Source organism: Alcanivorax sp. 1008 (assembly GCF_020667895.1).
Classification (GTDB): Bacteria; Pseudomonadota; Gammaproteobacteria; order Pseudomonadales; family Alcanivoracaceae; genus PGZG01.
Map to the genome: position 1 here is coordinate 1 of NZ_JAFMPS010000004.1, position 26,631 is coordinate 26,631.

General features: G+C 55.6%; 27 protein-coding genes. 13 read left to right on the plus strand and 14 right to left on the minus strand.

The features are described from left to right. Nucleotides 1-9 precede the first annotated feature (9 nt). From J1C54_RS06555 to J1C54_RS06565, 3 genes are all read right to left on the minus strand, one after another. Nucleotides 10-666, minus strand: coding sequence for a hypothetical protein (locus J1C54_RS06555; RefSeq protein ID WP_229145985.1), 657 nt, complete (start codon nt 664-666; stop codon nt 10-12). A 40-nt stretch (nt 667-706) separates the two neighbouring features. Then, nucleotides 707-2,884, minus strand: a complete 2,178-nt coding sequence (locus tag J1C54_RS06560) for a thrombospondin type 3 repeat-containing protein (protein WP_229145986.1) — start codon at nt 2,882-2,884, stop codon at nt 707-709. Nucleotides 2,885-3,029: 145 nt separating this feature from the next. After that, nucleotides 3,030-3,800: an alpha/beta fold hydrolase gene (locus tag J1C54_RS06565; RefSeq protein ID WP_229145987.1), complete on the minus strand. Its 771-nt coding sequence runs from the start codon at nt 3,798-3,800 to the stop codon at nt 3,030-3,032. Between the two features lie 114 nt (nt 3,801-3,914). Between J1C54_RS06565 and J1C54_RS06570 the strand changes: the two genes are divergently transcribed. Next, nucleotides 3,915-5,090: a helix-turn-helix transcriptional regulator gene (locus J1C54_RS06570; RefSeq protein ID WP_229145988.1), complete on the plus strand. Its 1,176-nt coding sequence runs from the start codon at nt 3,915-3,917 to the stop codon at nt 5,088-5,090. Here the strand turns inward: J1C54_RS06570 and J1C54_RS06575 are convergent. Next, nucleotides 5,087-5,908: an SDR family oxidoreductase gene (locus J1C54_RS06575; RefSeq protein WP_229145989.1), complete on the minus strand. Its 822-nt coding sequence runs from the start codon at nt 5,906-5,908 to the stop codon at nt 5,087-5,089. The genes J1C54_RS06570 and J1C54_RS06575 overlap by 4 nt on opposite strands. Nucleotides 5,909-5,917: 9 nt before the next feature. Continuing rightward, a complete protein-coding gene (locus tag J1C54_RS06580; RefSeq protein ID WP_229145990.1) occupies nt 5,918-7,375 on the minus strand; it encodes an NAD(P)/FAD-dependent oxidoreductase in 1,458 nt (485 codons plus the stop codon). A gap of 76 nt (nt 7,376-7,451) precedes the next feature. Between J1C54_RS06580 and J1C54_RS06585 the strand changes: the two genes are divergently transcribed. Beyond that, nucleotides 7,452-8,147 (plus strand): TetR/AcrR family transcriptional regulator, encoded by a 696-nt coding sequence (locus J1C54_RS06585; protein WP_229145991.1) that lies wholly within the window; start codon nt 7,452-7,454, stop codon nt 8,145-8,147. Nucleotides 8,148-8,166: 19 nt separating this feature from the next. On the opposite strand, the gene J1C54_RS06590 is transcribed toward J1C54_RS06585, so the two are convergent. After that, nucleotides 8,167-9,291: a glycosyl hydrolase gene (locus J1C54_RS06590; RefSeq protein ID WP_229145992.1), complete on the minus strand. Its 1,125-nt coding sequence runs from the start codon at nt 9,289-9,291 to the stop codon at nt 8,167-8,169. Between the two features lie 104 nt (nt 9,292-9,395). Between J1C54_RS06590 and J1C54_RS06595 the strand changes: the two genes are divergently transcribed. Both J1C54_RS06595 and J1C54_RS06600 read left to right on the plus strand, forming a co-directional pair. Further along, the gene (locus J1C54_RS06595; protein ID WP_229145993.1) at nt 9,396-10,133 is read left to right on the plus strand and encodes a Crp/Fnr family transcriptional regulator; all 738 of its coding nucleotides are present in this window, start codon (nt 9,396-9,398) and stop codon (nt 10,131-10,133) included. 28 nt (nt 10,134-10,161) lie between these two features. Continuing rightward, nucleotides 10,162-10,893 (plus strand): Crp/Fnr family transcriptional regulator, encoded by a 732-nt coding sequence (locus J1C54_RS06600; protein ID WP_229145994.1) that lies wholly within the window; start codon nt 10,162-10,164, stop codon nt 10,891-10,893. A 19-nt stretch (nt 10,894-10,912) separates the two neighbouring features. On the opposite strand, the gene J1C54_RS06605 is transcribed toward J1C54_RS06600, so the two are convergent. Continuing rightward, nucleotides 10,913-11,602, minus strand: coding sequence for a hypothetical protein (locus J1C54_RS06605; RefSeq protein ID WP_229145995.1), 690 nt, complete (start codon nt 11,600-11,602; stop codon nt 10,913-10,915). A gap of 126 nt (nt 11,603-11,728) precedes the next feature. Continuing rightward, nucleotides 11,729-12,910, minus strand: a complete 1,182-nt coding sequence (locus tag J1C54_RS06610; protein ID WP_229145996.1) for a hypothetical protein — start codon at nt 12,908-12,910, stop codon at nt 11,729-11,731. 262 nt (nt 12,911-13,172) lie between these two features. Here J1C54_RS06610 and J1C54_RS06615 point away from each other — a divergent pair, with 262 nt between their 5' ends. From J1C54_RS06615 to J1C54_RS06640, 6 genes are all read left to right on the plus strand, one after another. Beyond that, complete coding sequence (locus J1C54_RS06615) at nt 13,173-13,829, plus strand: peroxiredoxin (protein ID WP_229145997.1); 657 nt, start codon at nt 13,173-13,175, stop codon at nt 13,827-13,829. 129 nt (nt 13,830-13,958) lie between these two features. Continuing rightward, on the plus strand, nt 13,959-14,495 hold the full coding sequence (locus J1C54_RS06620; RefSeq protein WP_229145998.1) for a glutathione peroxidase: 537 nt from the start codon (nt 13,959-13,961) through the stop codon (nt 14,493-14,495). A gap of 93 nt (nt 14,496-14,588) precedes the next feature. Then, entirely contained in the window at nt 14,589-14,936 is a 348-nt protein-coding gene (locus J1C54_RS06625) for a hypothetical protein (RefSeq protein WP_229145999.1), read from the plus strand. Beyond that, on the plus strand, nt 14,933-15,700 hold the full coding sequence (locus J1C54_RS06630; RefSeq protein ID WP_229146000.1) for a dienelactone hydrolase family protein: 768 nt from the start codon (nt 14,933-14,935) through the stop codon (nt 15,698-15,700). The genes J1C54_RS06625 and J1C54_RS06630 overlap by 4 nt, the downstream gene beginning before the upstream one ends. A gap of 96 nt (nt 15,701-15,796) precedes the next feature. Further along, nucleotides 15,797-18,649, plus strand: a complete 2,853-nt coding sequence (rapA, locus tag J1C54_RS06635; protein WP_229146001.1) for an RNA polymerase-associated protein RapA — start codon at nt 15,797-15,799, stop codon at nt 18,647-18,649. A gap of 86 nt (nt 18,650-18,735) precedes the next feature. Next, the gene (locus J1C54_RS06640; RefSeq protein WP_229146002.1) at nt 18,736-18,930 is read left to right on the plus strand and encodes a hypothetical protein; all 195 of its coding nucleotides are present in this window, start codon (nt 18,736-18,738) and stop codon (nt 18,928-18,930) included. 40 nt (nt 18,931-18,970) lie between these two features. Here J1C54_RS06640 and J1C54_RS06645 read toward each other — a convergent pair whose 3' ends face one another. The 4 genes from J1C54_RS06645 to coxB are packed head-to-tail and all read right to left on the minus strand — an operon-like array spanning nt 18,971 to nt 23,322. Further along, nucleotides 18,971-19,870 carry a cytochrome c oxidase subunit 3 gene (locus J1C54_RS06645; RefSeq protein WP_229146003.1) on the minus strand — a complete coding sequence of 300 codons (900 nt, stop codon included), beginning with the start codon at nt 19,868-19,870 and terminating at the stop codon, nt 18,971-18,973. A gap of 30 nt (nt 19,871-19,900) precedes the next feature. Further along, on the minus strand, nt 19,901-20,470 hold the full coding sequence (locus J1C54_RS06650) for a cytochrome c oxidase assembly protein (protein WP_229146004.1): 570 nt from the start codon (nt 20,468-20,470) through the stop codon (nt 19,901-19,903). A gap of 27 nt (nt 20,471-20,497) precedes the next feature. Beyond that, nucleotides 20,498-22,105, minus strand: a complete 1,608-nt coding sequence (ctaD, locus tag J1C54_RS06655) for a cytochrome c oxidase subunit I (protein WP_229146005.1) — start codon at nt 22,103-22,105, stop codon at nt 20,498-20,500. A gap of 14 nt (nt 22,106-22,119) precedes the next feature. Further along, the gene (gene coxB / locus J1C54_RS06660; protein ID WP_229146006.1) at nt 22,120-23,322 is read right to left on the minus strand and encodes a cytochrome c oxidase subunit II; all 1,203 of its coding nucleotides are present in this window, start codon (nt 23,320-23,322) and stop codon (nt 22,120-22,122) included. A gap of 404 nt (nt 23,323-23,726) precedes the next feature. Between coxB and J1C54_RS06665 the strand changes: the two genes are divergently transcribed. Continuing rightward, nucleotides 23,727-24,056: a DUF1820 family protein gene (locus J1C54_RS06665; RefSeq protein ID WP_229146007.1), complete on the plus strand. Its 330-nt coding sequence runs from the start codon at nt 23,727-23,729 to the stop codon at nt 24,054-24,056. A 30-nt stretch (nt 24,057-24,086) separates the two neighbouring features. Here the strand turns inward: J1C54_RS06665 and J1C54_RS06670 are convergent, their stop codons facing one another. Both J1C54_RS06670 and J1C54_RS06675 read right to left on the minus strand, forming a co-directional pair. Further along, on the minus strand, nt 24,087-24,848 hold the full coding sequence (locus J1C54_RS06670) for an ABC transporter substrate-binding protein (protein WP_229146008.1): 762 nt from the start codon (nt 24,846-24,848) through the stop codon (nt 24,087-24,089). Between the two features lie 15 nt (nt 24,849-24,863). Beyond that, the gene (locus J1C54_RS06675; protein WP_229146009.1) at nt 24,864-25,118 is read right to left on the minus strand and encodes a twin transmembrane helix small protein; all 255 of its coding nucleotides are present in this window, start codon (nt 25,116-25,118) and stop codon (nt 24,864-24,866) included. A 154-nt stretch (nt 25,119-25,272) separates the two neighbouring features. Between J1C54_RS06675 and J1C54_RS06680 the strand changes: the two genes are divergently transcribed. Together J1C54_RS06680 and J1C54_RS06685 are read left to right on the plus strand one after the other, a co-directional pair. Then, nucleotides 25,273-26,022 (plus strand): SURF1 family protein, encoded by a 750-nt coding sequence (locus tag J1C54_RS06680; protein ID WP_229146010.1) that lies wholly within the window; start codon nt 25,273-25,275, stop codon nt 26,020-26,022. Next, a complete protein-coding gene (locus J1C54_RS06685; RefSeq protein ID WP_229146011.1) occupies nt 26,019-26,630 on the plus strand; it encodes a hypothetical protein in 612 nt (203 codons plus the stop codon). The genes J1C54_RS06680 and J1C54_RS06685 overlap by 4 nt, the downstream gene beginning before the upstream one ends. Nucleotide 26,631: the final 1 nt, after the last annotated feature.

Below are 26,631 nucleotides of genomic sequence, written 5' to 3' on the forward strand. Positions count from 1 at the left end.
TTTACCAACTTACTGCTTGATCAGCATCACAATGTTAGTGAAGTCATAGATCGGCTCACCCTCATCGGTGACCGTATCTTTATCACTGAACACCAGCATGTTCGGGCCAGCCTTGTTCAGCACCACCGTATCGCCGGGCCCAAGCGTCAAGGTCACGGTAGAACCATCATCGACCCAGGTGCCGCTGAGCGGCTCTGATCCGGTGTTACCAAAGTCCGGATCAAACGCGAGACGGCACCCTTCCGGGGAGCCACAGTCGCCATTCTGGGAATCCACGAGCGAGGACCGATTTTCATTGATGGTGCCGGTAAAAGTGCCAGCAATATCGAAGGTAAAGGATCCCGAAGAGCTGAAAGTAGAAATTTCGGAATACCCATCTGCGCTCGAAGCGGTGCCGCTATCAGCAGCCAGCTCAACCGCCATTTCAATAAACGTGTAGGTGCCCGCCACACTGCCATCACCAACAATACCCTCAAGCACATCGAGTCGCTGGGAGTTGTCGTTGATTGCGTCAATCAGCGCGGCAAAGTTTGCATTTACCTCGGCCGCCAGCGCCGGCGTGCTTGAGGTAAAGGTGGTGGTATCAACACCCGCAGTCACTTCACTTGCGAATGCCCCAGTGGAAAGCATGGCAGCCGTGAGGCCAGTCAGGATTACTTTTTTCATTTCAATCACCTCTTGAGGTTTTTCCTGTTAACCAACGGCCTCACTGCCAGTTGGCTTCGTCCCAGTTAAATTCGTCCCATACCGCACCAGCCGCCGTGCAGGCTGCTGCCTGATCGTTGGGGATACAGGGGTCAGCGTCATTGGTGTCAGCGTTATCGCCGATACCGTCGTTATCTGCGTCGGCGGTTTCGGTCGGATCGTTCGGGAACGCATCCAGACCATCCGGCACGCCATCAGAATCGCTATCACAAGCCGTCACGGTGTTGTCTGGCGTACAAGCATTCGCGTCATTCGGATCGGCGTTGGCGCCGACACCATCGAGGTCGGCATCTGTGTCTTCCGCCGGGTCATTCGGGAATGCATCCAGACCATCAGGGGTGCCGTCACTGTCGGAATCGCAGGCAGCCACTGTATCGCTCGGATCACAGGGGTCCAGATCAGAAGGGTCCGCGTTGTCGCCGGTGCCATCGCCATCCAGATCGGACGACTCCGTCGGATCACTGGGGAAGGCATCCGCGTTATCACCTACACCATCAGCGTCGCTGTCGGCGGTTTCCGTCGGATCGTTCGGGAAGGCGTCCGCGTTATCGCCCACTCCATCACCGTCTGCATCGGCGGTTTCAGTCGGATCATTGGGGAAGGCATCCGCGTTATCACCTACACCATCAGCGTCGCTGTCGGCGGTTTCCGTCGGATCGTTGGGGAAGGCATCCGCGTTGTCGCCCACTCCATCACCGTCTGCATCGGCGCTTTCGGTGGGATCATTGGGGAAGGCGTCTGCGTTATCACCCACGCCATCAGCGTCGCTGTCGGTGGTTTCGCTGGGATCACTTGGAAACGCGTCCGAGTTATCACCCACGCCGTCACCATCTGTGTCGGCGGATTCGTTGGGATTCTCCGGGAAGGCATCGCTGTTATCACCGACACCGTCGCTGTCGGTATCGACGGTTTCGGTGGGATCATCCGGGAAGGCATCAGCGTTATTGCCCACGCCGTCACCGTCGGTATCGGCGGTTTCCGTCGGGTCGTTCGGGAAGGCATCCGCGTTATCACCGACGCCGTCCTGATCCGAGTCCTGCGTTTCAGATGGGTCGTTCGGAAACGCATCCGCGTTATCACCGACGCCGTCCTCGTCTGTATCCGCCGTTTCAGTAGGGTCACTCGGGAACGCATCGGCGTTATCACCGACACCGTCCTGATCCGTGTCAGTATCTTCGCTCGGGTCTAGCGGGAAAGCATCGTCGCTATCCGGCGTGCCGTCATCATCAGAGTCAGGAATGGGTTCCACCGGGGCGGGTGTGGTGGTGGCAGTTTCCACACTGGCATCCACGACTGTGGTCACGCCGGTACTGGACTGCTCCGCGACCAGTTCGGCACCCATCGAGGTCACAGAGATAGTTGTACCCGGCACCGTCAGGATGGATGGGTCCACTGTGACGCTGGTGGCCACGTTGGTCACATCCGCGAAGGTTGTGATCGAGCCGGCGCTACCGTTGCCGTCCACCGCACCGTCACTGAGGTCATCGGCCAGTGCCTTGAACATATCTTCTGTGGTGGCGGTGGAGCCTGCATTGTTGGTTTTGGCATCGTCTTCAAGCTTCTTTGCCACCGCAGCAACCGCTTCGACGGCGGTGCGGTAAGCCAGTACCGCCTGCTGTGAAGACGCGTCTGCCGTGTCGCTGGTTATCACCGGCGGCTGGGCAAAGATATCAATGCCGTCCAGCAGACCGAAGCCGAAACTGCTTTTCACCTGAGCCTGGGCGACAACCAATGCGGCGAGGTACTCGCCATTGCTAATCTCGGCGTTGTTGTTGCCGCTGTAGCCAAGCGTGCTCTTGTCGGCATTCAGGCGCGCCAGTTCAACTACCATGGTGGTAAGCGGCGTGGCATAGGTGTTGGCGGTAATATCCGCGGCATTCCGCACTGTTGTCAGCCGGGTAATGACCGGCGCGCCGCCGGTGGTCAGATCAACTGTGTCGGCGTCCGCGGTCACTTCGATCAGCACCGGTCCGACAGTGTCTGCTGGAATGGAAAGGCCGATAATGGCCGCAGCAGCATTGGTGGAGCCGCTGCCAAGCAGAGCCCCCTTGAGATCCGCAGCAGCGGTATCCAGTGCATAGGCATTGACCTCTGCATTGGCGAGCGGCCCCTTTACGCCGCCCCCCGAGACCGCCGTGGTAGCCGGCGCAGAGGACGAGCCACCGCCGCCGCCAGGCAAAGTGGTTTCAGCTTCATGTGTGATTACTCCTTAAGGGCTTAACCCCGTAAAATCACACTGATGCTGACCAACCCGCCGGGGCTGGTCATCCCCCAAATGGGGTATAGGCGCTGTTATTGCGCTGTGAAGATGTGCTTTCAGCTTGTTACAGCACTTCCTTGAGAACCTGCTTGAGCAGTTGCTCGAACTTCTCAGGCGTTTCCAACTGGGGGAAGTGCTTTGCCTCAGCGATCACCTGCTCAACCACATGGCCCGCGCAACGTTGACGCGCTGGTTCGGGAATCAGACCGCCGTTAATTGCATGAATTGCCACCCCTGACTGTGACAAGGCTGCATCCGGCTGCCAGCGCAGCAGATCCCCCCACAGGGGCAGTGCCCAAGCGGGATCCGCACTGGCCATATCGTGGTGCAACTGCGCCTTCAATGAAGCCGGCATATCCTCATTGGTATTGCTGTCCACCAGTCCCTGCATGGCGCCAACGAAGTCCGCCGCAAAGGCTTGCTCGATTTCCTGTGCCTGCTCCTCCGGCAAATCGCCATAGGGAATAACAAAGGTATCCACCAGTATCACAGCATGCGCCTGATCCAGCAGGCGTGCCGCCTCCAGCGCCACGGCGCCACCCATGGAATGGCCGACCAGAACCACGGAGCGCGGGCCCTGCTGGTCGATGATCCTGGCCAACTCCTGAGCAAGCCCGGGCACCGTCGCCGTCACTGGCGGACTGCATGCGCTATCACCATGACCAGGCAGATCCAGAGCCAACACCTCTCCATAGGCCGCCAACATCGACAACACACCGGCCCAGTGACTACGCCGGCAGGTCCACCCATGAACCAGAACAATCAGTGGATCGCCAGCACCCACGCGGGTTGCGGCAAGCTCACCGGATGCAGACAAGATTTTCTCAAACTTCACAGTGGTTACCCTCGACAAAATCCAGACATAACAGGACAACTGGTCCTACTTCCTATTCGAAATACGTTAACATGATCTGCCGACGCTCAAGAATATCTAGCGGGAGGTTCGACAGTGCAGTTATCAGAGCGCCAGCGTCAGGCGTTACTCGACAGTCTTTATCTGGCGCCTTTCAATGATGCCGGATGGCAGCAGTTCCTGAATGAGCTGGTCGGGCTTATGGATGTCCGCTCCGCCCGCATGCTGATTCTCAACCGTGAAGCTGATCAGGTACACAGCAGCATCCAAGCCAACACAGATCAAAGCGCGCACCGTGCCTATGTTGATCATTACGTCAATCTTTGCCCATGGCGCCCGGAGCTGAAGCAAAAAACTCCGGGCAAGCTGTATTCCACATTTCTGGACTTTTCCTGTGGCCAGAAAGACTACTACCGATCCGAATTTTTCAATGATTGGGCCAAACCTCTGGATATCCACCACGGTGCCTGCGGTACAGTCTGGAGCCATGACGAGCTGAATGTTCAGCTATTGGTGCAGCGCACAGGTGGGCAGGGCCATTTCTGTCATGACTCCATGCGCACTCTGAATGAGTTAGTTCCTCATATCCGCCGTGCGCTACATATCGAGTCCTTGCAGTGGCAACAGCGCTATCAACAAGCCGCCAGATATCAGCAACATAATTGCGCGCCGATGATACTGATTAATGCTCAGGGACGTGTGGTGTATACCAGCAAGGAAGCCGAGGATTATCTGAGCGATACCGGGGCAATGGCCATACGCGCGGAGCAGATTCAGCTGCGACCGCAAAGAGCCCAACAGACATTGCTTGCCACTTTGCAGGAAGTACTGAACAGCCGCCGTGGCAGTGCCGGAAATATCGTATCAGTGGAACGCCCCGGCCAACCGGATCTTCGTCTGCTGGTCATGCCGGTTCATCCGGATGCAACAGACAACTCGCTGTTTCCGGTGAGTGCGTTCGCTGCCATTTTTATTGTTGATACTGAATCCGAAGTGAAGATCAACCAGCCGTTGCTGGCAGAGCTGCTGGGGCTTACCAATGCGGAGACACGCACGGCTGCGGCGGTGGCGCGCGGCATGAGCCCCGCAGAAATGGCACGCTGCTATAACCTTTCTGTGCATACTGTGCGCAGCCAGTTAAAAAGTGTTTTCAGGAAGACAGGGACCTCATCCCAGGCACAGCTGGGCAATCTGGTACTCAGCTCCCCTGCCACACAGCGTACTCTTGGGCAGCCCGTTTGCGGATTTAATCAGGCCAGGAAAGACAGCTAGCCTCCAGGCGGGTAGTCACTAACATTAATCACGGATTTCATATCCTGCCAAATGATCCGGTTGAGCAGTTTCAGTGGCACAAACAAAGCGCCAAGGTGCGCTTTCAACGCACCGTTGCCATAAACGATACGGCGACGCCCTTTGCCAATAGACTTAATAACATGGCGAACGATATCTTCCGGTGAAGTGGTCAGGTAATTATCGGAAAACGCTTTGGTATGTGCTGCGCGGGCAATGTTTGTGGCAATACCACCCGGGTGTACCAGATGCACACTAATGGGGCTATCCATTAGCTCCACCATGAGTGATTCGCTAAAGCCGCGTACGGCAAACTTGGTGGCACTGTAATCGGTGCTGTTAGGAGTGCCGATCAAGCCGAATATGCTGGACACATTGACGATCGCACCCTCGCCGTTTTCCAGTAGTTGTGGCAGAAAAACCTGGGTGCCATGCAGCACACCAAAAAAGTTGATCTGGAAGATGCGTTCATAGGCCTGCGGCGGTATCGCCCATACCGGTTTGCCGGCACCTTCTATGCCGGCGTTGTTGATAATCACATGGGCGGGGCCGATGGCTTCCTTCACGTCTGCGGCAAACAGCTCCATATCGGCACGCTTTGACACATCGAAGGTTTGCGCATGCACTCGCGTGGCTGGCGATTGCTGGCTTACCTGCTTGACGGTTTCAGCCAGCCCCTGATTGTCGTAGTCATTCAATGCCAACCTGGAACCAAGTGCCGCAAAAGCCAGTGCATAGGCCCGCCCCATACCGGAGCCCGCACCGGTAATCACCACAACTTTATCTTTGAAGTTTTTCATAAAGTATTCTCAAGAAAAAACATGGTCCTGGGGTTTGAAGTGGCGTGCCATCTGCCGGTAGGTAAAGCTGAAACCGGGAAACATGGCAATAACGTGACCGCTCTTGCTTTGGTACCAGCTATTACAACCACCGGTCTTCCACACTGTTTTTTCCATCTCACGATGAATCATGGTGGTATAGGCCTGCTCGGCCTCAGGACGAACTTCCACCACCTCATGGCCGGACTTATTGAGCCGCTTGATGTTTTCCATGATGTAGTTCATTTGCGCTTCGATAATGAAGATAGCGGAGGTGTGGCCGATGCCAGTGTTCGGCCCGGTGACAATAAACAGGTTAGGAAAGCCAGGCAGGGCCGTACCCAGATAGGCGCGGGGGAACTCCGACCAGGCATCGGCAATGGTGCGCCCGTCGCGACCAATTACCGGATAGGAAATAACGCCGTCGGTGGCATCGTAGCCGGTGGACCAGATAATCAGATCCACATCCAGCTGCTCGCCGCTTTGGGTAACGATGCCGCTTTCATTTATTGAGGCAATACCATCGTGCTTGTCATGCAGGGTGACGTTATCCCGGCACAGTGCGGGGTAAAGCGTGCTCGACAAAATGATGCGCTTGCAGCCAATAGTGAAGTCCGGGGTGAGCTTGTTGCGCAACACCGGATCCTTAACCTGTTGCTCTAGAAACTTTTCTGCCTTGCGCTGGGCAAACAACTCCAACCCTTTGGCCGAGTACTTGAAGCCCACCACCCGTGCTTCCAGTGCCCAGTAGATACTCCAGCGCAGCGCTTTGTAGAGTGGCTTGAAGCCCAACAGCCCCTGCTCAAGGCTGGAAAACTCGCGGTCTGGCCGTGGCAGCACCCAATGCGGCGAGCGCTGGAACACATGCAGCTGCCCCACCTTGTCGGCAATGGCCGGGATCACCTGGGCAGCACTGGCACCACTGCCGATAATGGCCACGCGCTTGCCGTGGTAGTCATAGCTGTGATCCCAATCGTTGGTGTGAAATGCCTTGCCCTTGAAAGTATCGCGACCGGGGAAGTTGGGGATCACCGGCGTGCTCAGGGGGCCGGATGCATTGATCAGTATTTGCGCTTCGAAGGTACCCGCCGCGTCGGTTTCGATATGCCATCGATGATGCTGTTCATCCCAGCGCACCTGTTTGACGTTGGCATTGGTCTGGGTCTTTTCACGCAGGCCATGCTTTTCGATCACCATTTCCGTGTAGTGCTGCAACTCGTCCTGCTCGGCGAACATCTGTGACCAGCGATAGGGCTCAGAGGAAATGGAATATAGCGGCGACTGCACGTCCACCGCTGCGCCGGGATAGCTGTTCTGGCACCAGGTTCCACCCATAAACGGGCGGCGCTCAAGAATACGAAAGTCCGTAATGCCCTGCTCCAGCAGTCGCATTGCTGCGCACTGCCCGCCAAAACCGCTACCGATGATGATGACCTTGAATGTTTGCATGGTGCCGACGCCATTGTTATCTGAAGATAGGTGTCGTCACTTTACTTTTGACGATCTCTGTCGTCAAATACAAAGCATGTCGAAAATTGATCATTCCGGCCACCCCCTTCGGGTCTATGGCGGCGAGACAGCCACCCAGCGCACGGCACGCCAGAGACGCCAGTTTCTGCAGGCCGGGCTGCAGGTGTTTGGCTCTGAGGGCTATCGCCACAGCACGGTGAAACAGCTGTGTCAGGTGGCTGGCCTGACCGACCGCTACTTTTACCGGAACTTCAAAGACAAGGAGGCGCTACTGGCAGCGGTGTATACCGAAGCCATGGACGGCATCACCGGTACAATCGGCGATGCCGTCCAGCGCACCGGCATAGCCAAAGATCCGCGCGCCGCTATCCATGCCGGGCTGGACGCATTTTTTACCGCCATCGAAGATCAAGCTGTGGCGCGGGTCTGCTGGCTTGAGGTACTCGGCGTCAGCGCTGATATTGATACGCTGTATAACCAGCGTGTGAAGCTGTTTGCTCAGTTGCTGCTGGTGTTTGCCCAGTCGCTGAAACCGGATGCACCACTCAGCGATAGCCAGCCACGCATCATCTCCCTCGCCCTGGTGGGCGCCATCAGCCAAACCGCCCTGCACTGGCTACTGGATGGTTACCGTACTCCCAAGGCGGATTTAGTCGCTGCCAATAGTCTGCTGATTAACGGCGCCATGGAGGGATTTGGCCTGATTGAAAACCACACAGCACCTTTTCCCGGAACTGACCTGTCCAACTAACCGACAAGCAACCGATCACTTAATACCCGAGCCTGTAAAAAAGCTGGTCGTCAGCATGCAGGTAGTTGCCACGACCAAGTTCTGCAGTCCAGCTCTCCCTTATGGATTCGTTCTTATGGACCTGACTGTTTTTATCGCAGAACGGCCAATAAACGGGCATCAGCGGATCACAGAATGTATCCCTATCCAAGGTCCAGTCCGCCGAGATGTAGTGAAACGACTTGACCATATCGCTGTTGTCATTGATGAACTTAAAGTACGGCTGATACCAGTTCTTCAACCAGTACTGGGCATTAAGGTTAGGGTTGTCGAGCTTGGCGAACATAGGGGTGGACTCCGCAATCATCACCGGCTTACCCAGATTCCGGGCAAACTCCATCATGCCTTTTTGCGGGTCAGGCGTACTTCCACCCCACCAGGAAAAGCCGACCCAGTCTACGTAAATGTCCCCTGGATAATAGTCTCGGTATGACCAGGGGGTTGCCAGAACGGTCTTCTCATTGAACATGGATGCATAAACGGTGGCGAAGTTAGTTGCGCCGTTGGCCCACAGGCGACTAACAATGCGCTGCCATGCTTTCCTGAACCAGTACGGGCTCAGGTTGCCGTGACCAAGATTATCGAACTCATACCCGATTCGCAGATATACCGGACGATCCAGCCTCTTGATGTAATCCGCCAACTTATCAATGGCTGCGTCGAACTTGCCTTCCGCAACCTGCCTGTTCACGTTCTGTATGCCCAGTGACAAATGCAGCGCCGTATTGCTATAGCGCTCACTGGCAGCGAAGCGATCAAGGCATGAGCCAGACGATATGGATGTCACGCGGTAGTCATATCTATTTTCCTGATAGGGGATAAAGAAAAACCACTTGGTGACAGTAGTGACATTCTCCCTGAGAAAGGCATAAGCAGAGAAAGCACCTGGCTTGAGCTGCGGATTATCCTTGACGATCCCGTTGAAGTAGTCGTTACCAGAAGAGTGATAACTCTCCACCCCACCAAGGGCTTCACAGTCCTGACCGATAATTGGCAATACCTTGCCATCCGGCGGCATGAACTTCCCGGAAACAGCCATCGCCGTGGACGACAGAGCAAGGCCGAGCAATGCGCCAATCTGGAGCAAACGTCCTATTGTTTTCATTGTGTCTGGTCCCCTACCATGAGCCATGAATGGCGGAAAACTACACAACAACGCCGTAGCAATCTGACACTTTTTGACATTTTGCCTGTATCCAGCGATTTAATATGACCCTTGAAGAGTTTCTCCAGACCCGGGCGCCATTTACCTCCCTGTCAGATGCGGAGCGTGCCCAGCTGTCAGCGAGCTGCGTAAGACGAACCTTTGAGGACCGCGAGGCCCTGTTTCATGAGGGTGAGTGTGGCCAGGGAATCTACCTTGTCACCAAGGGAACCTTACGGCTGGACCTGAACCACCCAAACGGCACACAGTTCATGGTTTCTCTGGTTCAGGAGGGCAACATGACGGACCACGAGATCGCTGCGGATGCCCCCCACCCCACATCAGCCTATGCCATGAAGAAGGCAGTGGCCTATGTGATGCCAAAGAAAGAACTGAAGTCGATGATGCTGAAAAACCCGGCGTTCATGGAGTCCTGCTTCCGTACTCAGGACGCTTCCAGACGCTACCTGCTTAGCCTTTTCGCCCACGCGGTTTCGTTAACCCCTGAAGTTCGTCTGGCGCGTATTTTGCTCACGTTTTATAAGCTTTTCTCTGAGCCTGGCAGCAATAAGCTGGGCTATGATTTTTCTCAGGAAGCTCTGGCAGATATGGTGGCCAGCTCGAGACAAAACACCAGTAAAATGATCAAGCGATGGAAGCAGGCCGGCATCATAGGCATGCGATACGCCAGCATAGAAATACTTGATGCCCAGAAATTATGTGATATCGCAGGTTGGAGCCATGAACGCTGGCACAGTGGCAAGACGCGTGATGACAACTCAATGTTCTCCAGGCTGAAGTAAACCCGGCGGCCATAACAAGGGGAAAGCTATGACACTGGATGAATACCTCAGCAACCGCCAACCGTTTTTGCCGCTTTCCAATCATCAGCGAGCCGAACTCGCCGCCAGCTGCGTAAGAAAAACCCTTAAAGATAAAGAGGTTCTTTTCCGAGAAGGCACCCCAAGCAACTGGATGTATCTGGTCACCGATGGCGTGATCCGGCTGGACGTCAGCCATCCAAATGGCACTCGGTTCATGCTTACTCCCTTGAAGGCAGGGATGATGACTGATGGCGAGATTGCGGAGAACTCAATTCATCCGGTAACAGCCACCGCCATGAAAGGCGCTGTCATATATCTGATGCCCCGCCCCAAGATGAAAGCACTAATGCGGGAGAATCCGGCATTCCTCGAATCGTTTCTGTCTCTGCGCGATACGTCTATGCGCTATATATCCAGAGTACTTTCATCCACAGTTTCTGTTACACCAGATGTGCGTCTGGCAAAGATTATTCTCACGTTCTACAAAATATTTGGGGACATGGAAAATCCATATATCGGATATGAATTCTCTCAGGCATCACTGGCGGACACGGTAGCCTGCACTCGGCAGAGCGTGGCAAAAATTCTTAAAAACTGGAGAGAGGAAAACCTGATAGACATGCGCTACAAGAGCATAGAAATTATCAGCCCGGGGAAGCTTTGCCACATTGCCGGATGGAATTATGAAAACTGGTTTACAGGGAATGGAAAAGCAGACTCCTGGTTCTCCCGATTTTAATAGCGCAACAACCTCAGCCCTAGTCTGCAGCAGCACCGTCTATAATTTCACCTCTGGTCTGCCTCTGGACTGCAAAGAGCTTGCCTGCTAACTCCGCGCCAAAAATTTCATCTTCTTGACTGGTCAATATATACGACGCGTTCTGCAAATACTGATGCGTCTCCACCCCCTGATTTGGCAAAGTAGAGTGCAACTCATCGACTGATGACACATAGACCACCATTGCCTCAAATAAATGAGAGAACTGGTCAGATACGTTATCGCCGAAATTTTTCTTTAGCTTTTCTTGTATGCTCCTTTTAACCCTTTCGCGTTGAGAGTAATCAACCTCCCTTACCAGAGCGGTCAAATCCAGCATGGCATCATGGTCCACAACGAGCCCACCACCTGAGACCCGCGCATTCTCCAGATACCACCCGCTGGCATACTCAACCTCATTAATACCATCCTCGTCGCCGCGATCGCCGTATGGCTCGCCCTCGTCCACAAGTCCTCCGGCATCAGAGGAGTCATCAATATCTCCGGGAAATAGTTCGCGCTGAATCGGAACATCCAAAGCGGGCACGCGGTCATTGGTCTGCGATACGCCTGACGGCAACGTCGCTGGCTGAAGGCCCTGCCTCTCCTTGGTGGAGGAAAGCAGCATAAAAACCATGCCAGATAGAATTACTACCAGAATGAAAGGCAGGTATTTAGGGTAGTAAGCCACACCGCCTCCTTTTAAGGATTGTGCAGAATAGCGGGAAATCAGGAAGAAACCGTGCGCTCATCTTACTCATGAAGAGTAGTTCCAAGCCACCCATGCACGGTTCTTCCTTCAACTTCTTATAGCCTTCTAGCGCAGCACTGGCTGTCCTCGCCGGATCCACTCTTCATAGTTAACAACCACGATACCCAGCGCATACCCAGGCGGATTTGATTCGCCGCTAAGTGAGCCATCCGCGGACATCACAATCATCTTTCCATTCGGTGAAAACACTGCATTACCGATACTGAAGTTGTCTGCCCTGTCAAACTCAGCAAAAGGCACGGCTTTATAACTTGCGAAATCCCATAGCCAAAGGTTCTCAAAATCCGCGCCAGCCAGAGCCCAAGCATCCGCATCCCGCTCGATAAATGCCCGCTTGTAATCTGGTGATATGCCTTCCCACTCGTTATAACCCCATGAGTACCATGGCACTTTTTTGGATAGACGCCAGAAAAAGCTCAGCACCTCTGTGTCCGCCGTCCCCTCTGCTCCGGGCCCGTAGACGGAAAACAGGAGCTCCTGATCGGAGGAACCGCGAAAATCCTGAGGCTCATAGAAAACCAGTCCAAACTTCCGCTTGACTATCCTTTTATTAGACAGCCGTGGCACCCCATTGACGTAATCAATATTACCCACCCAAAGATTGGAGCGCCCAAAGGTGTAGTTGTATAAGGTTTCCAGAACGTTCCCGCCCTCGAAGGGCTTGTTCGTATCTGACCATGCAATCTTGTTGCTCCTTCTTGATACAGCGACACCCTCCCATGCCCGCACACCCAAGCCAACAAGCTCACCTACGCTGTAGTCCCCTTTCGGCCCTTTGCGCAACACAAACATTTGCCCCTCAAATCTCCCCTCATCATTAAACTGCAGTGGATCGCGGGGTGGTGCGCCTCTATTAGTAGGACCTACCAACAGCAAATCACCATTAGGCATTGGGTGTACACGGGAAAATCCCGAATGACTGAATCTTCCTGTCAATTCCACAAGTTGGTTGGTTCGAACATTCAGCATCCAGACATTGCCAACGATATTGTCGAGGAATGCGATGCGCTCATTATCAATCCACGATGGGCGCATCCCCCAGTTCGTTTGGACTTCAATAAGATCCGGCAGGGTAATGCGGCAAATATCCAGCTTTCCCTTTTCAGCGTGGGTTTTGTCTTTGTTATAGCTAGCGTTGCAATCAGCCAAAGCACTATTGGGCGCAACAGCCAATAGCAATACTGAAAGGGCGGCAAGAATCGGTGACGAGCTTGAGGCACGGCGCATTTTTATATCTCCCCTATTGGCCAGATGTCAGCTGGCGAATTACTAGAGGTAGCATGAATGTCTGGATGGCCATTTTTGCTACCCTGCTTAGCGTGGCGAGCGGTAGCCTTACACATCAAAAAATGGAAAAGAGTCAAAAAGTAGCAGTTGTGGCCATAAAATATGGGGGTCATTGATACCCCCCCTCCTTTGAGGCGGGATTTGGGTTAATCTGGACACCCCTGATATACCAAGCCAACTGACAGAAAGGAGGATTTTGATCATGGGCCTGCGTATTAATGACCTTGCTCCGGATTTCACCGCTGATTCCACTGCCGGCAAGCTGAACCTGCATGAGTGGATTGGCGATAGCTATGCCATCCTTTTTTCTCACCCGAAGGATTTCACCCCGGTATGCACCACCGAGTTTGGTGCCGTGGCGCAGCTCGCTCCCGAGTTTGCCAAGCGCAAGACCAAGGTGATGGGCGTATCGGTAGACAACGTCGAAGAGCACGTTAAATGGAAGCGCGATATCGAAGCGTTCTCCGGTGCTCCGGCTGACTTCCCGATCATTGATGACACTTCGCTAGCAGTTTCCAAGTTGTACGACATGCTGCCGGCGGATGCTTACCTGCCAGAGGGGCGTACGCCAGCCAACAGTGCCACCGTGCGTACCGTGTTTATAATCGGTCCGGACAAAAAGGTGCGCCTGACTATGTCCTACCCGATGTCCGTAGGGCGTAACTTTGCCGAGATCCTGCGCGCGCTGGACGCCATTCAGGCCACCGACGGTGTGCCGATTGCGACTCCGGCAAACTGGGTGCCGGGCGAAGATGTGATTGTCGCCCTGAGCCTGAACGACGAGCAGGCCAAGGAAAAGTTCGGCAGCATCGACATCAAACTGCCCTACCTGCGTTACACCAAGGCACCGAGCAAGTAACAGCTCTATCGCAACACTGCAGTCCGGGCCGGTGGCAGTTTATGCCCAGGCCCGGCCTGTAGCCCGCCGGTTTTCGCCCCGCCTTGACGCCAGCCGATGCATGGTTCATCCACTAACCGGGAGATTCCGATGCTACGAAGCCTTATTCTGACCGGCACCCTGCTACTGGCCGGCCCTGCCTTTGCCCAGTGCGGCAACTTGCTGGATTACAGCCACCGCAGTCTTGCCACCGAGGACAACATCAATCTTTGTGATGCCTACCAGGGCAAGGTGCTACTGGTAGTTAACACCGCCAGCCAGTGTGGCTACACCGGTCAGTTCAGCGATCTGGAAGCGCTCTATCAGAAGTACCGCGAGGCCGGTCTGGTAGTGCTGGGTTTTCCCTCAGACGCATTTCGCCAGGAACATGACAATGAAGATCAGACCGCCAAGGTCTGCTATATCAATTACGGCGTGACCTTCCCCATGTTTGCTACCAGCGAAGTACGCGGCAAACAGGCCAACGCCTTGTTTAAGGCATTGGCAGCTGCGCAGGGCGAGCCGGCGTGGAATTTTCATAAGTATCTGGTCGGCCGCGACGGCACCGTCAGGCAGTCCTTTGCCTCGCGGGTTGAGCCTCTGGGTGGCCCGCTGGAAGCGGCCGTGAAAGCTGCCCTGTCGGAATGACCGGGGGCTGGCTGGCCGCTCTGGCGCCGGCTTGTTAAGGTTACCTTTCAAGATTGCTTTTAAAGCCACTACCCCGTTTTGCAGGATGCCGCCTTGAGCCACTCTGTATATAAGGATCAGTTACGCGCACGACTGCGCCGCCAGACCGAGGACTTTATAGCCCGCGGCGGGCACATCGATCGCGTTAATCCCGGGGTGTCCGGCCGGGCAGATACACTGCGCCCGCCGCCGGCGACACACTTCAGTTCCGGGCCGCGGCAAGAACGCACACCCGTGCCGGAGGTGGTGGCAGCGATTGAACTGCGCAAGCAGCAGAAAAGCATCAAACGCAAGGCCGCTGGCCGAAATAATAAGCCTCGCCGACAACTGATTTATGACGATTTTGGCGAGCCATTACGTTGGGAATGGGTCGATAGCAATCAACCGGAGAAATCACCATGAAGTTAGCTCACTGGATCGCTGCGCTGTGTCTTCTGATATCGGCACCCTCACTGGCCGCCGTCAAGGAGCGCCAAGTGGCCCTGCCGGATAATCTGGGCACTGCGGTGCTGTATTCCGCAAAGGGCAAGAAGGCTGGCCCGGGGGTAATTGTGGTGCATGAATGGTGGGGCCTGAATGACTACGCCCGTGACCGCGCCCGTCAGTTGGCAGAGGCAGGCTACAGCGCCATTGCGGTGGATATGTATGGCCATGGCAAGGTGGCAAACCACCCCAAGGATGCCAATGCTTTTATGGAAGCCGCCTTCGCCGAGCCGGAAAAAATGAACGCCCGGTTTGATGCGGCCCGTGCGGTGCTGGCCGCCGAGAAGAATGTGGACAGCGGGCGAATCTACGCTGTCGGTTATTGCTTTGGCGGTGCGGTGGTGCTGAATCAGGCACGCATGGGTGCGGATCTGGCCGGTGTAGCCAGCTTCCACGGTAGTCTGGGCAGCAAAAAGCCAGCCACCGAGGGCAGCGTCAAAGCCCGTGTACTGGTGGCCACTGGCGGCGCGGACCCCATGGTACCGGCCCAGCAGGTGGGTCAGTTTGTCACCGAAATGTCCAGCGCCGGGGTGGATTTGCAGCTGTTCAGCTTCCCCAATGTGCTGCATGGCTTTACCAACCCGGACGCCACCGAAGTTGGCAAGCAATTCGACATGCCGCTGGCCTACGACGAGGCCGCAGATCGCACCAGCTGGCAGGCTTTAATGGAATTTATTCGTTAATCCGCAGTTTTTTCAGGAATTTTGCGCCAGTCATGGCGCACCCATCGGTTGGGACGCCTATAATGCGCGCCCCAACCGGCAGACCGGCAGCCTTTCATGACAGATTTTGCCCTCGGCCAGCGCTGGCTCAGCGAAACCGAGACCGAGCTTGGCCTCGGTATCATTCAAGACCTCGCTTACCGCCTCGTTACGGTTTACTTCCCGGCATGTGAAGAAGAACGCACCTATGCCCGTGACAATGCGCCTTTGGCGCGCATGTCCTTTTCCGTCGGCGACACTATCACCACCGCCAAAGGCGATAGTTTTGTTGTCGCCGGGGTGCGCAATGTGGAAGGCATACTGATCTATCAAGCCTGCCCGGAAGACGATCCCTCTGCCATGCAGTTGGTGCCGGAAAGCCAGCTCGGCCATCAGCTGGACTTGCGCACCGCCAGCGATCGCCTGTTCGCCGGGCAGCTGGATACCTCCGGGTGGTTCAATCTGCGCTATGCCGCCATGCAGGCGCAGGACCAACTGATCCGCTCGCCTGTGCGTGGCCTGATGGGGCCACGGGTCGATCTGATTGGCCACCAGCTGCATATTGCCCATGAGGTGGGTCATCGCTTTGCCCCACGGGTATTACTGGCCGATGAAGTGGGCCTGGGCAAGACCATCGAAGCCGGCATGATTCTGCATCAGCAGCTACGCAGCCATCGCGCCGAGCGAGTGCTGATCGTGGTGCCGCCGGCGCTGGTACATCAGTGGTTTGTGGAGATGGTGCGGCGCTTCAACCTGCATTTCAGCATTTTCGATGCCTCCCGCCTGGAGTCCCTGCGTCACGAATATATGCCGGCCCGCGCTGAGGAAGATGAGCTGCTCGAAACGGTAATGCCCAACCCGTTCCAGAGCGAGCAGTTGGTCCTGATCAGCAGCGACTTCCTGCTGCAGTGCAACAGCGAAGAACTGGTTTCCGCAGGCTGGGATTTACTGGTGATTGATGAAGCACACCATCTGGAATGGTCGCCAGATCATGTCAGCGAGGCCTATCGGCGGGCGGAGCAGTTGGCCCTTGCGTCGCGCGGCGTGCTGTTGCTCACCGCCACACCGGAGCAGCTCGGCCGCGAAAGCCACTACGCCAGACTGCGCCTGCTCGACCCGGATCGCTACCCGTCGCTGGAGCAATTCATCGAAGAGCAGGATCACTATCGGGTGGTGGCCGAACTGGCCGCCGCACTGCACGATCAACCGGTCTGGCCTGCATCACTGAAGGAGCAGGCGGCTGAGTATGTCAGCGATGTGGCCATCGATGAGAAAAATCGCGAGCTGATTCTGCGTGAGCTGATTGATCGTAGCGGCACCGGCCGGGTGATGTTCCGCAATACCCGCAAGCATGTGCAGGGCTTTCCCGCCCGTGTTGCCAACCTGGTGCCATTGCCCTGCCCGTCCGACTATGTCGCGCAACCGGACGATACTCTGGAAGACCGGTTATTCCCCGAGCGCCTGTTCAGCGATGACCGCTGGTGCGAGATTGATAGCCGGGCCAGCTGGCTGGTGGAGTTTTTGCGGCAGCAGCGTCGCGAAAAGGTACTGGTGATCTGCGCCCGCAGTGAAACCGCCAGCGATCTGCAAGCCTGGCTGAACTACAAACATGGATTTAATGTTGGCGTGTTCCATGAGCACATGGATCTGATTGCCCGCGACCGTGCCGCAGCATGGTTCGCCGAGAGCGAAGACGGCGCACAGGCACTGGTGTGCTCGGAAATCGGCAGCGAAGGCCGCAACTTCCAGTTCGCCCACCATCTGGTGCTGTTCGATCTGCCGCGTAACCCGGATTTACTTGAGCAACGGATTGGTCGCCTTGATCGTATTGGTCAGCAACAGGATATCCAGATTCACCTTCCCCACTTTTCCGATCAAGCTCAGCAAGTGCTGCTGCGCTGGTATCACGAGGGCATGGATGCATTCAGTCAGCCCAATGCCGCCGGCTCAATAATCAGTACGGAAACCGGGCAGCTGCTGGAGCAGGCGCTAATGGCACCGGCGGATGTCGCACTGAGCGAACGTCTGATTCAGCAAACCCGGGAAGCCAGTAGTCGGGCCCGCGAACTACTGGAAAGCGGTCGTGATCGTTTGCTGGAGCTGTCCTCTTTTGATCCTGATCGCGCCGCCACGCTGGTAAGCCAGCTGGCAGAGGCAGACCAGCACTCACCGATTACCTTTATGGAGCAAGTGTTCGAACGCTACGGGGTAGAACAGGAGGACCACTCCAGTGATGCATGGATTCTGCAGCCCAGCCCGCAGATGATTGCCGGCTTCCCGGGGCTTCCCGATGACGGCATTACCGTAACCGATCAGCGCAGCATCGCCCTGGCGCGCGACGATATGCATTTCCTGTCCTGGGAACATCCGCTGGTGGAAGGTGCCATTGATCTGGTGCTCGGCGATGATCACGGCAAGGCCTGCGTGACGCTGCTGAAGAACAAACGTATTCCTGCTGGTACTTTGCTGCTGGAAGGGCTTTACCGGATTGAAGTACAGGCACCGAAAAGTCTGCAGGCAGAACGCTTCCTGCCCGTCTCCATGATGCGTGTGCTTCTGGATGCCCGAGGCAAGGATCTGTCAGCCACCATCGCTCATGAGGCTCTTGGCAAGCAGTGCCACAAACTGGATAAAGCGCTGGCGCGGAAGATCGTTGCCAGCCAGAAGGACGTGCTCGACAAGTTACTGCGCGATGGGGAGGACATCGTCCAGTCACGGGTTGAGGCTTTGATACAGGAAGCGCTCACTAACCAGCAGAATGAACAGCAGCAGGAGCTGCTCCGGCTGCGTGATCTGATGCGCCGTAACCCGGCGATTCCCGAGGAGGAGCTGGCGTTTTTGATTCAGCTGGGCGAAATCCTGCAGGGATCGCTGCAGCAGGCGCACTGCCAGCTCGCCGCCATCAGATTGATTGTGGTTGGCCACGACTGACGGGCATTTTTCCTTGTAAAGGAAACTGCGGGCTTGATATTGCTGTCACAGACTCCATTCATGCTTGGTCATGAGAGGATGCAGCAATGAAGAACAAGACCCGCAAGCTCGCTATAAACAGTTTCCTGGCCATTACCGCCATGGCCTGGAGCGCCCAGTCTCTGGCCACAGAGGAGCGCCGCACGGAATCTGTCAGAAGCCCGGCAACAAGCCCTGCCAACAGTCAGGTCACCCCTTTGGCAGTCAGCCCGTTATCAGACGATTCGGAAAATGAGCAATAAAAAAAGGGGCGATAAATCGCCCCTTTTTTTATCCGGCGTTTTACAGCCAGTAGACCACCACGAAAAGGAATAGCCAAACCACATCCACAAAGTGCCAGTACCAGGCTGACGCCTCATAAACAAAGTGGTTTTCCTTGGTGAAGTGCCCTTTCAGAATACGGAAGAAGCACACTATCAGCATCAGAGTACCCATGGTGACGTGGATACCGTGGAAACCGGTGAGGAAGAAGAACAAGCTACCGTAGATGCCTGCTTCCAGAGTAAGGCCCAGCTCGTGATAAGCATGGTAATACTCGTAAACCTGCAGGCTCAGGAAGAAAAGGCCAAGCAGAATGGTGATGCCTTGAAAAAGGATCAGTCTGCCGCGCTCACCGACAATCAGTGCGTGGTGAGCAATGGTCAAGGTAATTGAGCTGACAATCAGGATAGCAGTGTTGATCGCCGGCAAGCCCCAAGCGCCCATTACCTGCGTGGTGCGACCATCCGGAGTGGTGGTCAGCGGCCACATGGCCTGAAATCCGGGCCAAAGCAGCTCGTGGGTCATAGCGTTGTTACCCGCACCGCCAAGCCACGGAATAATCAGCCAACGCGCATAGAACAACGCGCCAAACAGGGCGCCAAAGAACATGACTTCTGAGAAGATGAACCAGATCATGCCTTGACGGTAGGAGCCGCTGAGCTGCTCGTTATGCAAGCCGGTCAAGGATTCCTTGATGGTGTCTCGCCACCAGAAAAACATGGTCGCAATCATCCACAGCACACCGGCCATCAGCACGTACTGGCCCCAGGTACCGTCAGCGCGCAGCGTGTTCTGACCGAACTGGGTGCTCTGCTGAATAAAGTTGGCCGCACCGATCGCGATCAGAAACAGACCAATGGAACCGAATAGCGGCCAAGGGCTACTTTCTGGCACATAGTATTTGCTGCTGTTTTCCGCCATGAGCTTGTTTCTCCTGTCTGACTAACGACCTTATCGGGCCGCCAGCTTGTCTTTATTCCCCGTCACGCGCTCGGTCACGTCGAACATGGCGTAGGACAGCGTGATGGTGTTGATGTGTTTCGGCAAAGCCGGATCAAGATAAAAAATCATCGGCATATCTGCTTCGCCACCGGCCAGCAGGGTCTGATTATCAAAACAGAAGCACTGGGTTTTGAGCAGATGGGGCGCTGCCAAGCCCGGCGATACGGAAGGAATCGCCTGACCAATAATGGTGTGATCGGCAGGGTTTTTTACCTGAAAATTCACCTGAGTAATTTCGCCCGGATGAACCTTAACGCTGCGCACTTGCGGAGTAAAATCCCAAACCATCCCACCACTGGAAGTGGTCACGAACTGCACCGTCACCAGACGGTCCTCGTCCATTTGCACTTCACCACTGGCAGCAGTGTCGCTGGTCTTGCCGTTCAACCCGGTGATATCGCACAACACGTCATAGAGCGGCACCATAGCGAAAGCAAAACCGAACATCAGCACGCTACCAATGACCAGCTTGCGCAGGACACGGTTGTTACGTTGTTCCAGATCATTCAGTTCGCTCATGGTGCGCTCCTATCTGATGCCTGACGATTATTTGATAACCGGCGGAGTATCAAAGGTGTGGAACGGTGCAGGCGAAGGCACAGTCCACTCCAGACCTTCAGCGCCTTCCCAAGGTGCAGCTTCCGCTTTCTTGCCCTTCTTCATCGCGCACAGTACGCACACGGCAACGAACAGCAGCTGGGAAATACCGAACCAGAATGCACCGACGGAAATCCACCAGTTGTAATCAGCAAACTGCAGCGCGTAGTCCGCATAACGACGCGGCATACCAGCCAGACCGACGAAGTGCATCGGGAAGAACAGCAGGTTCACAGACAGCAGACTGTTCCAGAAATGCAGCTCACCAAGGAAGGTGTTCGGCATCACCCCTGACCACTTGGGCAACCAGTAGTAGGCCGCTGCAAAGATCGAGAAGATCGCACCGGATACCAGTACATAGTGGAAGTGCGCCACTACGAAGTAGGTATCGTGGTACTGGAAGTCCACTGGAGTCAGCGCCAGCATCAGACCGGACAGACCGCCACAAGTAAACAGCACCACAAAGGCCAGCGCCCACTTCATCGGCAGCTCAAAGGTCAACGAGCCGCGCCACATGGTGGCCACCCAGTTAAATACCTTCACGCCGGTGGGAACCGAGATCAGCATGGTCATGTACATAAAGAACAGGGTGCCGGCCAGCGGCATGCCCACGGTAAACATATGGTGAGCCCACACCACGAACGACAGCAGCGCAATCGAGGCGGTGGCGTATACCATCGAGGCATAACCGAACAGATGCTTGCGAGCGAATGTCGGAATGATCGCCGAAACAATACCAAAGCTCGGCAGAATCATGATGTACACCTCGGGGTGTCCGAAGAACCAGAAGATGTGCTGGAACAGTACCGGATCACCACCACCAGCGGCATCGAAGAAGCTTGTGCCGAAGTGACGATCAGTCAGCATCATGGTGACTGCACCGGCCAGCACCGGCATAACAGCAACCAGCAGGAACGCAGTAATCAGCCAGGTCCAGACGAACAGCGGCATCTTCATCATGGTCATGCCCGGCGCCCGCATGTTGAGCACGGTAACAATGACGTTGATGGCGCCCATGATGGAGGAAATACCCATCATGTGGACTGACAGAATAAACAGATCGGTGGATGCCGGGCCATACTTGGTGGACAGTGGGGCATAGAAAGTCCAGCCGAAGTTCGGCGCGCTGGGGTTGCCATCACCAAAGGCACTCATCAGCACGGCGCCGATCAGGATGGTGAAAGCAAACGGCAGAATCCAGAAAGACCAGTTATTCATCCGCGGCAACGCCATATCCGGCGCGCCGATCATTAGCGGAATCATCCAGTTGGCAAGGCCAACGGTAGCCGGCATTACTGCACCGAATACCATTATCAAACCATGCACGGTGGTCATCTGGTTGAAGAACTCAGGATCTACAACCTGCATCCCCGGGTACATCAGCTCGGCGCGAATCACCAGCGCCATAAAGCCGCCCACCATAAACATGGCAAAGCTGAACCACAGGTACAGAGTACCGATGTCCTTATGGTTGGTGGAGAACAGCCAACGCTTCAGGCCATGCGGGGCGTGGTGGTGATCATCATGATGATCGTGATGTGCTGCTACGGCAGTCATTAGGCTCCCCTCCCTTACTTCGCGACGTCGGCGGGTTGAATCAGATCGCCGGTTTCGTTACCAAACGCATTGCGCTGGTAAGTGATCACGGCGGCAATGTCACGCGGCGTCAGCTGGGCAGCAAACGACGGCATGGCGTTCCGACCTTTAATCAGCACATCAATGTTTTCCTGGATGCGCGCTGAATCGTTCATTAGCTCAGTGCCAGCGAACGGCAGACCGATACCGCCCTGACCCTCTGCACCGTGACACAGGACACAGGCAGCGTTGTATTTCTCTTTACCCAGCGCCATGGCCGCTTCCAGATTGGCGAACGGGGTCAGGTCTGGACCGCTGGCAGCTTTTTCTTTCTCTTCCGCAATCCAGGTGTCGAACTCTTCCTTGGCTACAACATGCACTTCGATAGGCATGAAGGCGTGGTTTTTGCCACACAGCTCGGCGCACTGACCGTAGTAAATGCCGGTGGCATCTTCCGGCACCACGGTCCAGGCTTCGTTAACGAAACCAGGAATGGCGTCCTTCTTAATAGCAAAGTCAGGCATAAAGAAGGAGTGAATCACGTCGTCAGCGGTAACCAAAAAACGCACCTTCACGCCAGCTGGCAGAATCAGGGGCTTGTCTACGGCCAGCATGTAGTTGTGATCTTTCTCCTCGGGCTCCACACCAAAACGGTCCGCTGCAGTGCCATAGGGGAACAGGCCGTTCTTTAACACGGGCGTGTGATACTGCTCTGCCGGGGTCTTCAGATTGGAGAAAAAGAACACGCCTACGTCGTTATCGTCCTGATAGGTCAGGTACTCATAGCTCCAGTTCCAGCGATAGCCGGTGACCTTTACGGTCAGCTCAGACTCGGCACTGTCATCCATGGCAATCAGTACCCGGGTGGCCGGCACTGCCATAAAGATCAGGATGATGAACGGGATCACGGTCCAGGCGATTTCCACACCGACGTGCTCGTGGAAAGTCGCGGCCTGTGGGCGTTTGCTGCGGCGATGGGCCACGGCGGAGTACATAATCAGACCGAATACGGCAAGGCCAATCACCGAGACAACCCAGAGGATTGCAACGTGCAGACCGAAGACGTCCTGACTGATGTCGGTGACACCGGGACGGAGGTTGACGTTGGACCGTTCGGTCCAGTCGCTGGCGACACTTACACCACTGACCAGCAGCAATGTCAGCGCGGCGGTCACGCGACGGAACAGTGTTGACTGCATGCTTTTAGGCTCCCTGTTTTCCCCGGCGCCGGTTAGGGACGCACGATGTTTACGGCCGCAAGGCCATGGAAAGCGGTTTCAGGATTGGCGCAGGACGGCTGTTGCCCGGTCCTTTACACACCGAGAACGAGTCAGGGGATGACCCTTGTCTTCGGTGACCGGAAAGGTTGAATAATCAATCAGTTGCGATCGAAATTTCAAAAGTTTCCCTTTCCGGGTGCGGCATTTCGCCCCACCCTGCACATCGGGCGCTAACTTTAGTGACTCAACCCGGCAAAGTCCAGACGATTGATGGTGTCTTTCCTGCCTATTTCGGTCACTGCATTGGTCCGGATGCAGCGTAAACGGTTTGTGCTATTCTTCCGCGCCCTTAGCCTAAACCGGATATAAAGGTCATTCAGATCATGTCAGCCAATCGCCAGATATACCGCGTTATCTTTCTCAATCAAGGAAAGATCTACGAGATCTACGTATCCAGCATTTATCAAAGCGACCTGTACGGCTTTATTGAGGTTGAGGAGTTTTTGTTTGGCGAGCGCGCCCAAGTGGTGGTGGACCCATCCGAGGAGCGCCTGAAAGGCGAATTCGCCGGTGTGCAGCGATCCTTCATCCCCATGCAGGCCATCATTCGCATTGACGAGGTAGAGAAGGAAGGCATTGCCAAGGTGACCGACGCCAGCGGCAGCAATGTCACCGCCTTCCCCATGTCCTTCAACCCACCGTCCAAGAGCTGACCTGGCCAAGCCTGCCCGGTCCGCAGGCGGTCAATCTTCGTTCAAGCCATAGTCCGCCAAAAGCCTGCGCCACTGGCCGCTATCGCGCAGCCTCTGCATCCCGCTATCAAACTGCTCCAGCCACTGCGGCACCTCGGAGCTGCTCGCCGAACAGGCAATATAGAAGGGAGTCTCTGGCTTGCCCTCGCCAGCGAGGCGAACAAACGGCTCCAGATCAAGCGTGCTTAGAGAGCTGGCCATTACCATTGGCGATTCGAACAGAACGTCCACACGACCGGCCAGCAGCTTGCGGATATTGCCCTCAAGCGCGTCGACACCGTAGGCGATTTCAATGCGATCAGCATTGGCCGTATCTGCCAGCCAATCATCCAGACTTTTGCCATAGCTGTAGTCTGCGATCACACCAACTGTGCGATCTGCCAGAGAGGCGGTACCGGTATAACCCCAATCATCCGACGCTCGAACGTAGACCCCAACGCCATCCTGCCCCAACATTTGCGCCGGGAAGCGCAGGTCTGGCGCATCTTGCTTGTAGGCACCGATAACGCAGTCTGCAGCGCCGCTGCGAACGGCACTCAGGCTTCGCCCCCAGGACATCAGCTGATAATCAAGCTGGTGGCCAGCGTCACCCCAAATAAGCCTGAGGGCCTCAATGCCGAACCCGGGCCTGACAGCCGCCGGATCACCATTAACCGGATACCAGACATCTGCTCGCACCCGGATAGTGTCCGCCAGCACATTACCGGTTAGCGCCAACCCCAGTACAAACCAGCGAACTGCAGCCATAGCCATATAGGAACTCCCTGTTCATTGCGTGCCTCCATCCTCAATCGGCACTCCATAACGCTCGTTATAACGCACATCGTGTGGCTCTACCCAGCCCATATACATGGATAGAATCAAAAACAGGAACACCAGCAAGGATAGCCCCACACGCCAGGCCAGTGCCCGCACCGTGCGCCCATCAGCACTTTGTCCGCGGACCATTGAGTTCAAGCCACTGAACAGCGCTACCACGGCCGCTGCCAGCAACAACAGGGCCAGCACCTTCACCCACAACATAACTACCTCCGCCGCGTCGATTAACCGTCCGACAAAATGCCAGTCCAGCAGGCACTCTGCCGACGAGTCCGCTAGAATGCCGCCCCATTCTAGCCCGGCACTGTGTCGAGCGGGTGATTGTATCCGCCGGAAACAATGCCGACAGAGGTAAAAAATGGCCCTGCCCCCGTTCAAGCCATCGATTGCAGCTACCCTGGCTACCGCTTTGGTGGTGGCTGTTTGCCTGCGACTGGCGTTCTGGCAACTGGAGCGAGCCGACACCAAGGCTCGCTGGACCCAGGAACAGGTAGAGCGCAGCAGCGGCGAACCAATGTCCTTGCCACAGGTGCTGGGACTGGACTCTCCAGCCAACTACCCCGTTAGGGTACGCGGTCACTTTGATAACAGCCGGGTTGTGCTGCTCGATAACCGGGTGCTTGAGCGGGTGGCTGGCTACCATGTGCTGACCCCCCTGCACAGCGAGTCCGGGCATTGGGTACTGGTCAATCGGGGCTGGATTGCCCGTGGTGACGACCGCAATGTGCTACCAGACATCCCCCCCATTGACGGCGCTGTCACCGTCGAAGGGTTCACCTATCAATACAGCGAACGCACTTTTACTCTGGCCGAAGACGACCTGTCAGCGCCTTCCTGGCCCCTGCGAGTGCAGAAAATCGAAATCGACGCACTGGCGGGAATTCTTGGAGTAGAATTGGCGCCCTTTGAAATACGTGTCGCCGAACAGAGCGACATTGAGAGCGGCGCCGAACTACCCCGGGTTTGGCACGACCCGGTTATGGGACCGGAGCGCCATCAGGGCTATGCGGTGCAGTGGTTTGCCATGGCAGCTGCTGCATTTATTTTCTTTGTCTTCGCCAGTTTTCGCCGCCGACAGACAAGTGACATACAGGACAAAAGCTCATGACCCAGCGCAATAAAAACCTTTTGATTATGCTGCTGATCATCGCTCCTTTCGCCCTGACCATGGCGTTTGTGCACCTGTTTGTTGACCTGGAAGATCTGGATCGAACTAACAAGGGCACGCTGATACTGCCGCATGTACAGTTCGAAGATTTAAAACCCATGCATACCGACGGTAGTCGCTTTCAGGCAAGCGAATTAAGCGGCCAGTGGACACTGCTCTACATCGCCTCCGGCGAATGCGGCACCGCCTGTAAAAATGGCCTCTACTATTTGGTTAAACAACTACGCCTGGGTCTTGGCTCCGATGCACCGCGAGTACGCAGGCTGATTGCCCACACCGCAGAAATAAGCGAAGAGCTGCGCAGTTTTCTTGACGATAATGTTGCTGGAATGATTGAGATTCAGGCCGATGCCAATGCAGTGAATCATGCCTTGCTGCCTTTCATGAGTGGCGCCAGCGAGGCAACGAATCATATTTTTCTGGTTGCCCCGGATGGGCAGATTTTTATGTGGTACCCCACGCACGAGGACATACAGGACGTGCTTCTCGAGTCTGACAAGATTCTTTACGACCTGAAACGCACCCTCAAAGGCTCACTGATCGGGTAAC

Bases quoted from the DNA above. Each gene is read 5' to 3' on its own strand.
- J1C54_RS06555 (WP_229145985.1), bottom strand. From the start codon at position 666: ATGAAAAAAGTAATCCTGACTGGCCTCACGGCTGCCATGCTTTCCACT.
- J1C54_RS06575 (WP_229145989.1), bottom strand. From the start codon at position 5,908: ATGAAAAACTTCAAAGATAAAGTTGTGGTGATTACCGGTGCGGGCTCC.
- J1C54_RS06580 (WP_229145990.1), bottom strand. From the start codon at position 7,375: ATGCAAACATTCAAGGTCATCATCATCGGTAGCGGTTTTGGCGGGCAG.
- J1C54_RS06585 (WP_229145991.1), top strand. From the start codon at position 7,452: ATGTCGAAAATTGATCATTCCGGCCACCCCCTTCGGGTCTATGGCGGC.
- J1C54_RS06590 (WP_229145992.1), bottom strand. From the start codon at position 9,291: ATGAAAACAATAGGACGTTTGCTCCAGATTGGCGCATTGCTCGGCCTT.
- J1C54_RS06595 (WP_229145993.1), top strand. From the start codon at position 9,396: ATGACCCTTGAAGAGTTTCTCCAGACCCGGGCGCCATTTACCTCCCTG.
- J1C54_RS06600 (WP_229145994.1), top strand. From the start codon at position 10,162: ATGACACTGGATGAATACCTCAGCAACCGCCAACCGTTTTTGCCGCTT.
- J1C54_RS06610 (WP_229145996.1), bottom strand. From the start codon at position 12,910: ATGCGCCGTGCCTCAAGCTCGTCACCGATTCTTGCCGCCCTTTCAGTA.
- J1C54_RS06615 (WP_229145997.1), top strand. From the start codon at position 13,173: ATGGGCCTGCGTATTAATGACCTTGCTCCGGATTTCACCGCTGATTCC.
- J1C54_RS06620 (WP_229145998.1), top strand. From the start codon at position 13,959: ATGCTACGAAGCCTTATTCTGACCGGCACCCTGCTACTGGCCGGCCCT.
- J1C54_RS06630 (WP_229146000.1), top strand. From the start codon at position 14,933: ATGAAGTTAGCTCACTGGATCGCTGCGCTGTGTCTTCTGATATCGGCA.
- rapA (WP_229146001.1), top strand. From the start codon at position 15,797: ATGACAGATTTTGCCCTCGGCCAGCGCTGGCTCAGCGAAACCGAGACC.
- J1C54_RS06640 (WP_229146002.1), top strand. From the start codon at position 18,736: ATGAAGAACAAGACCCGCAAGCTCGCTATAAACAGTTTCCTGGCCATT.
- J1C54_RS06645 (WP_229146003.1), bottom strand. From the start codon at position 19,870: ATGGCGGAAAACAGCAGCAAATACTATGTGCCAGAAAGTAGCCCTTGG.
- J1C54_RS06650 (WP_229146004.1), bottom strand. From the start codon at position 20,470: ATGAGCGAACTGAATGATCTGGAACAACGTAACAACCGTGTCCTGCGC.
- ctaD (WP_229146005.1), bottom strand. From the start codon at position 22,105: ATGACTGCCGTAGCAGCACATCACGATCATCATGATGATCACCACCAC.
- coxB (WP_229146006.1), bottom strand. From the start codon at position 23,322: ATGCAGTCAACACTGTTCCGTCGCGTGACCGCCGCGCTGACATTGCTG.
- J1C54_RS06665 (WP_229146007.1), top strand. From the start codon at position 23,727: ATGTCAGCCAATCGCCAGATATACCGCGTTATCTTTCTCAATCAAGGA.
- J1C54_RS06670 (WP_229146008.1), bottom strand. From the start codon at position 24,848: ATGGCTATGGCTGCAGTTCGCTGGTTTGTACTGGGGTTGGCGCTAACC.
- J1C54_RS06675 (WP_229146009.1), bottom strand. From the start codon at position 25,118: ATGTTGTGGGTGAAGGTGCTGGCCCTGTTGTTGCTGGCAGCGGCCGTG.
- J1C54_RS06680 (WP_229146010.1), top strand. From the start codon at position 25,273: ATGGCCCTGCCCCCGTTCAAGCCATCGATTGCAGCTACCCTGGCTACC.
- J1C54_RS06685 (WP_229146011.1), top strand. From the start codon at position 26,019: ATGACCCAGCGCAATAAAAACCTTTTGATTATGCTGCTGATCATCGCT.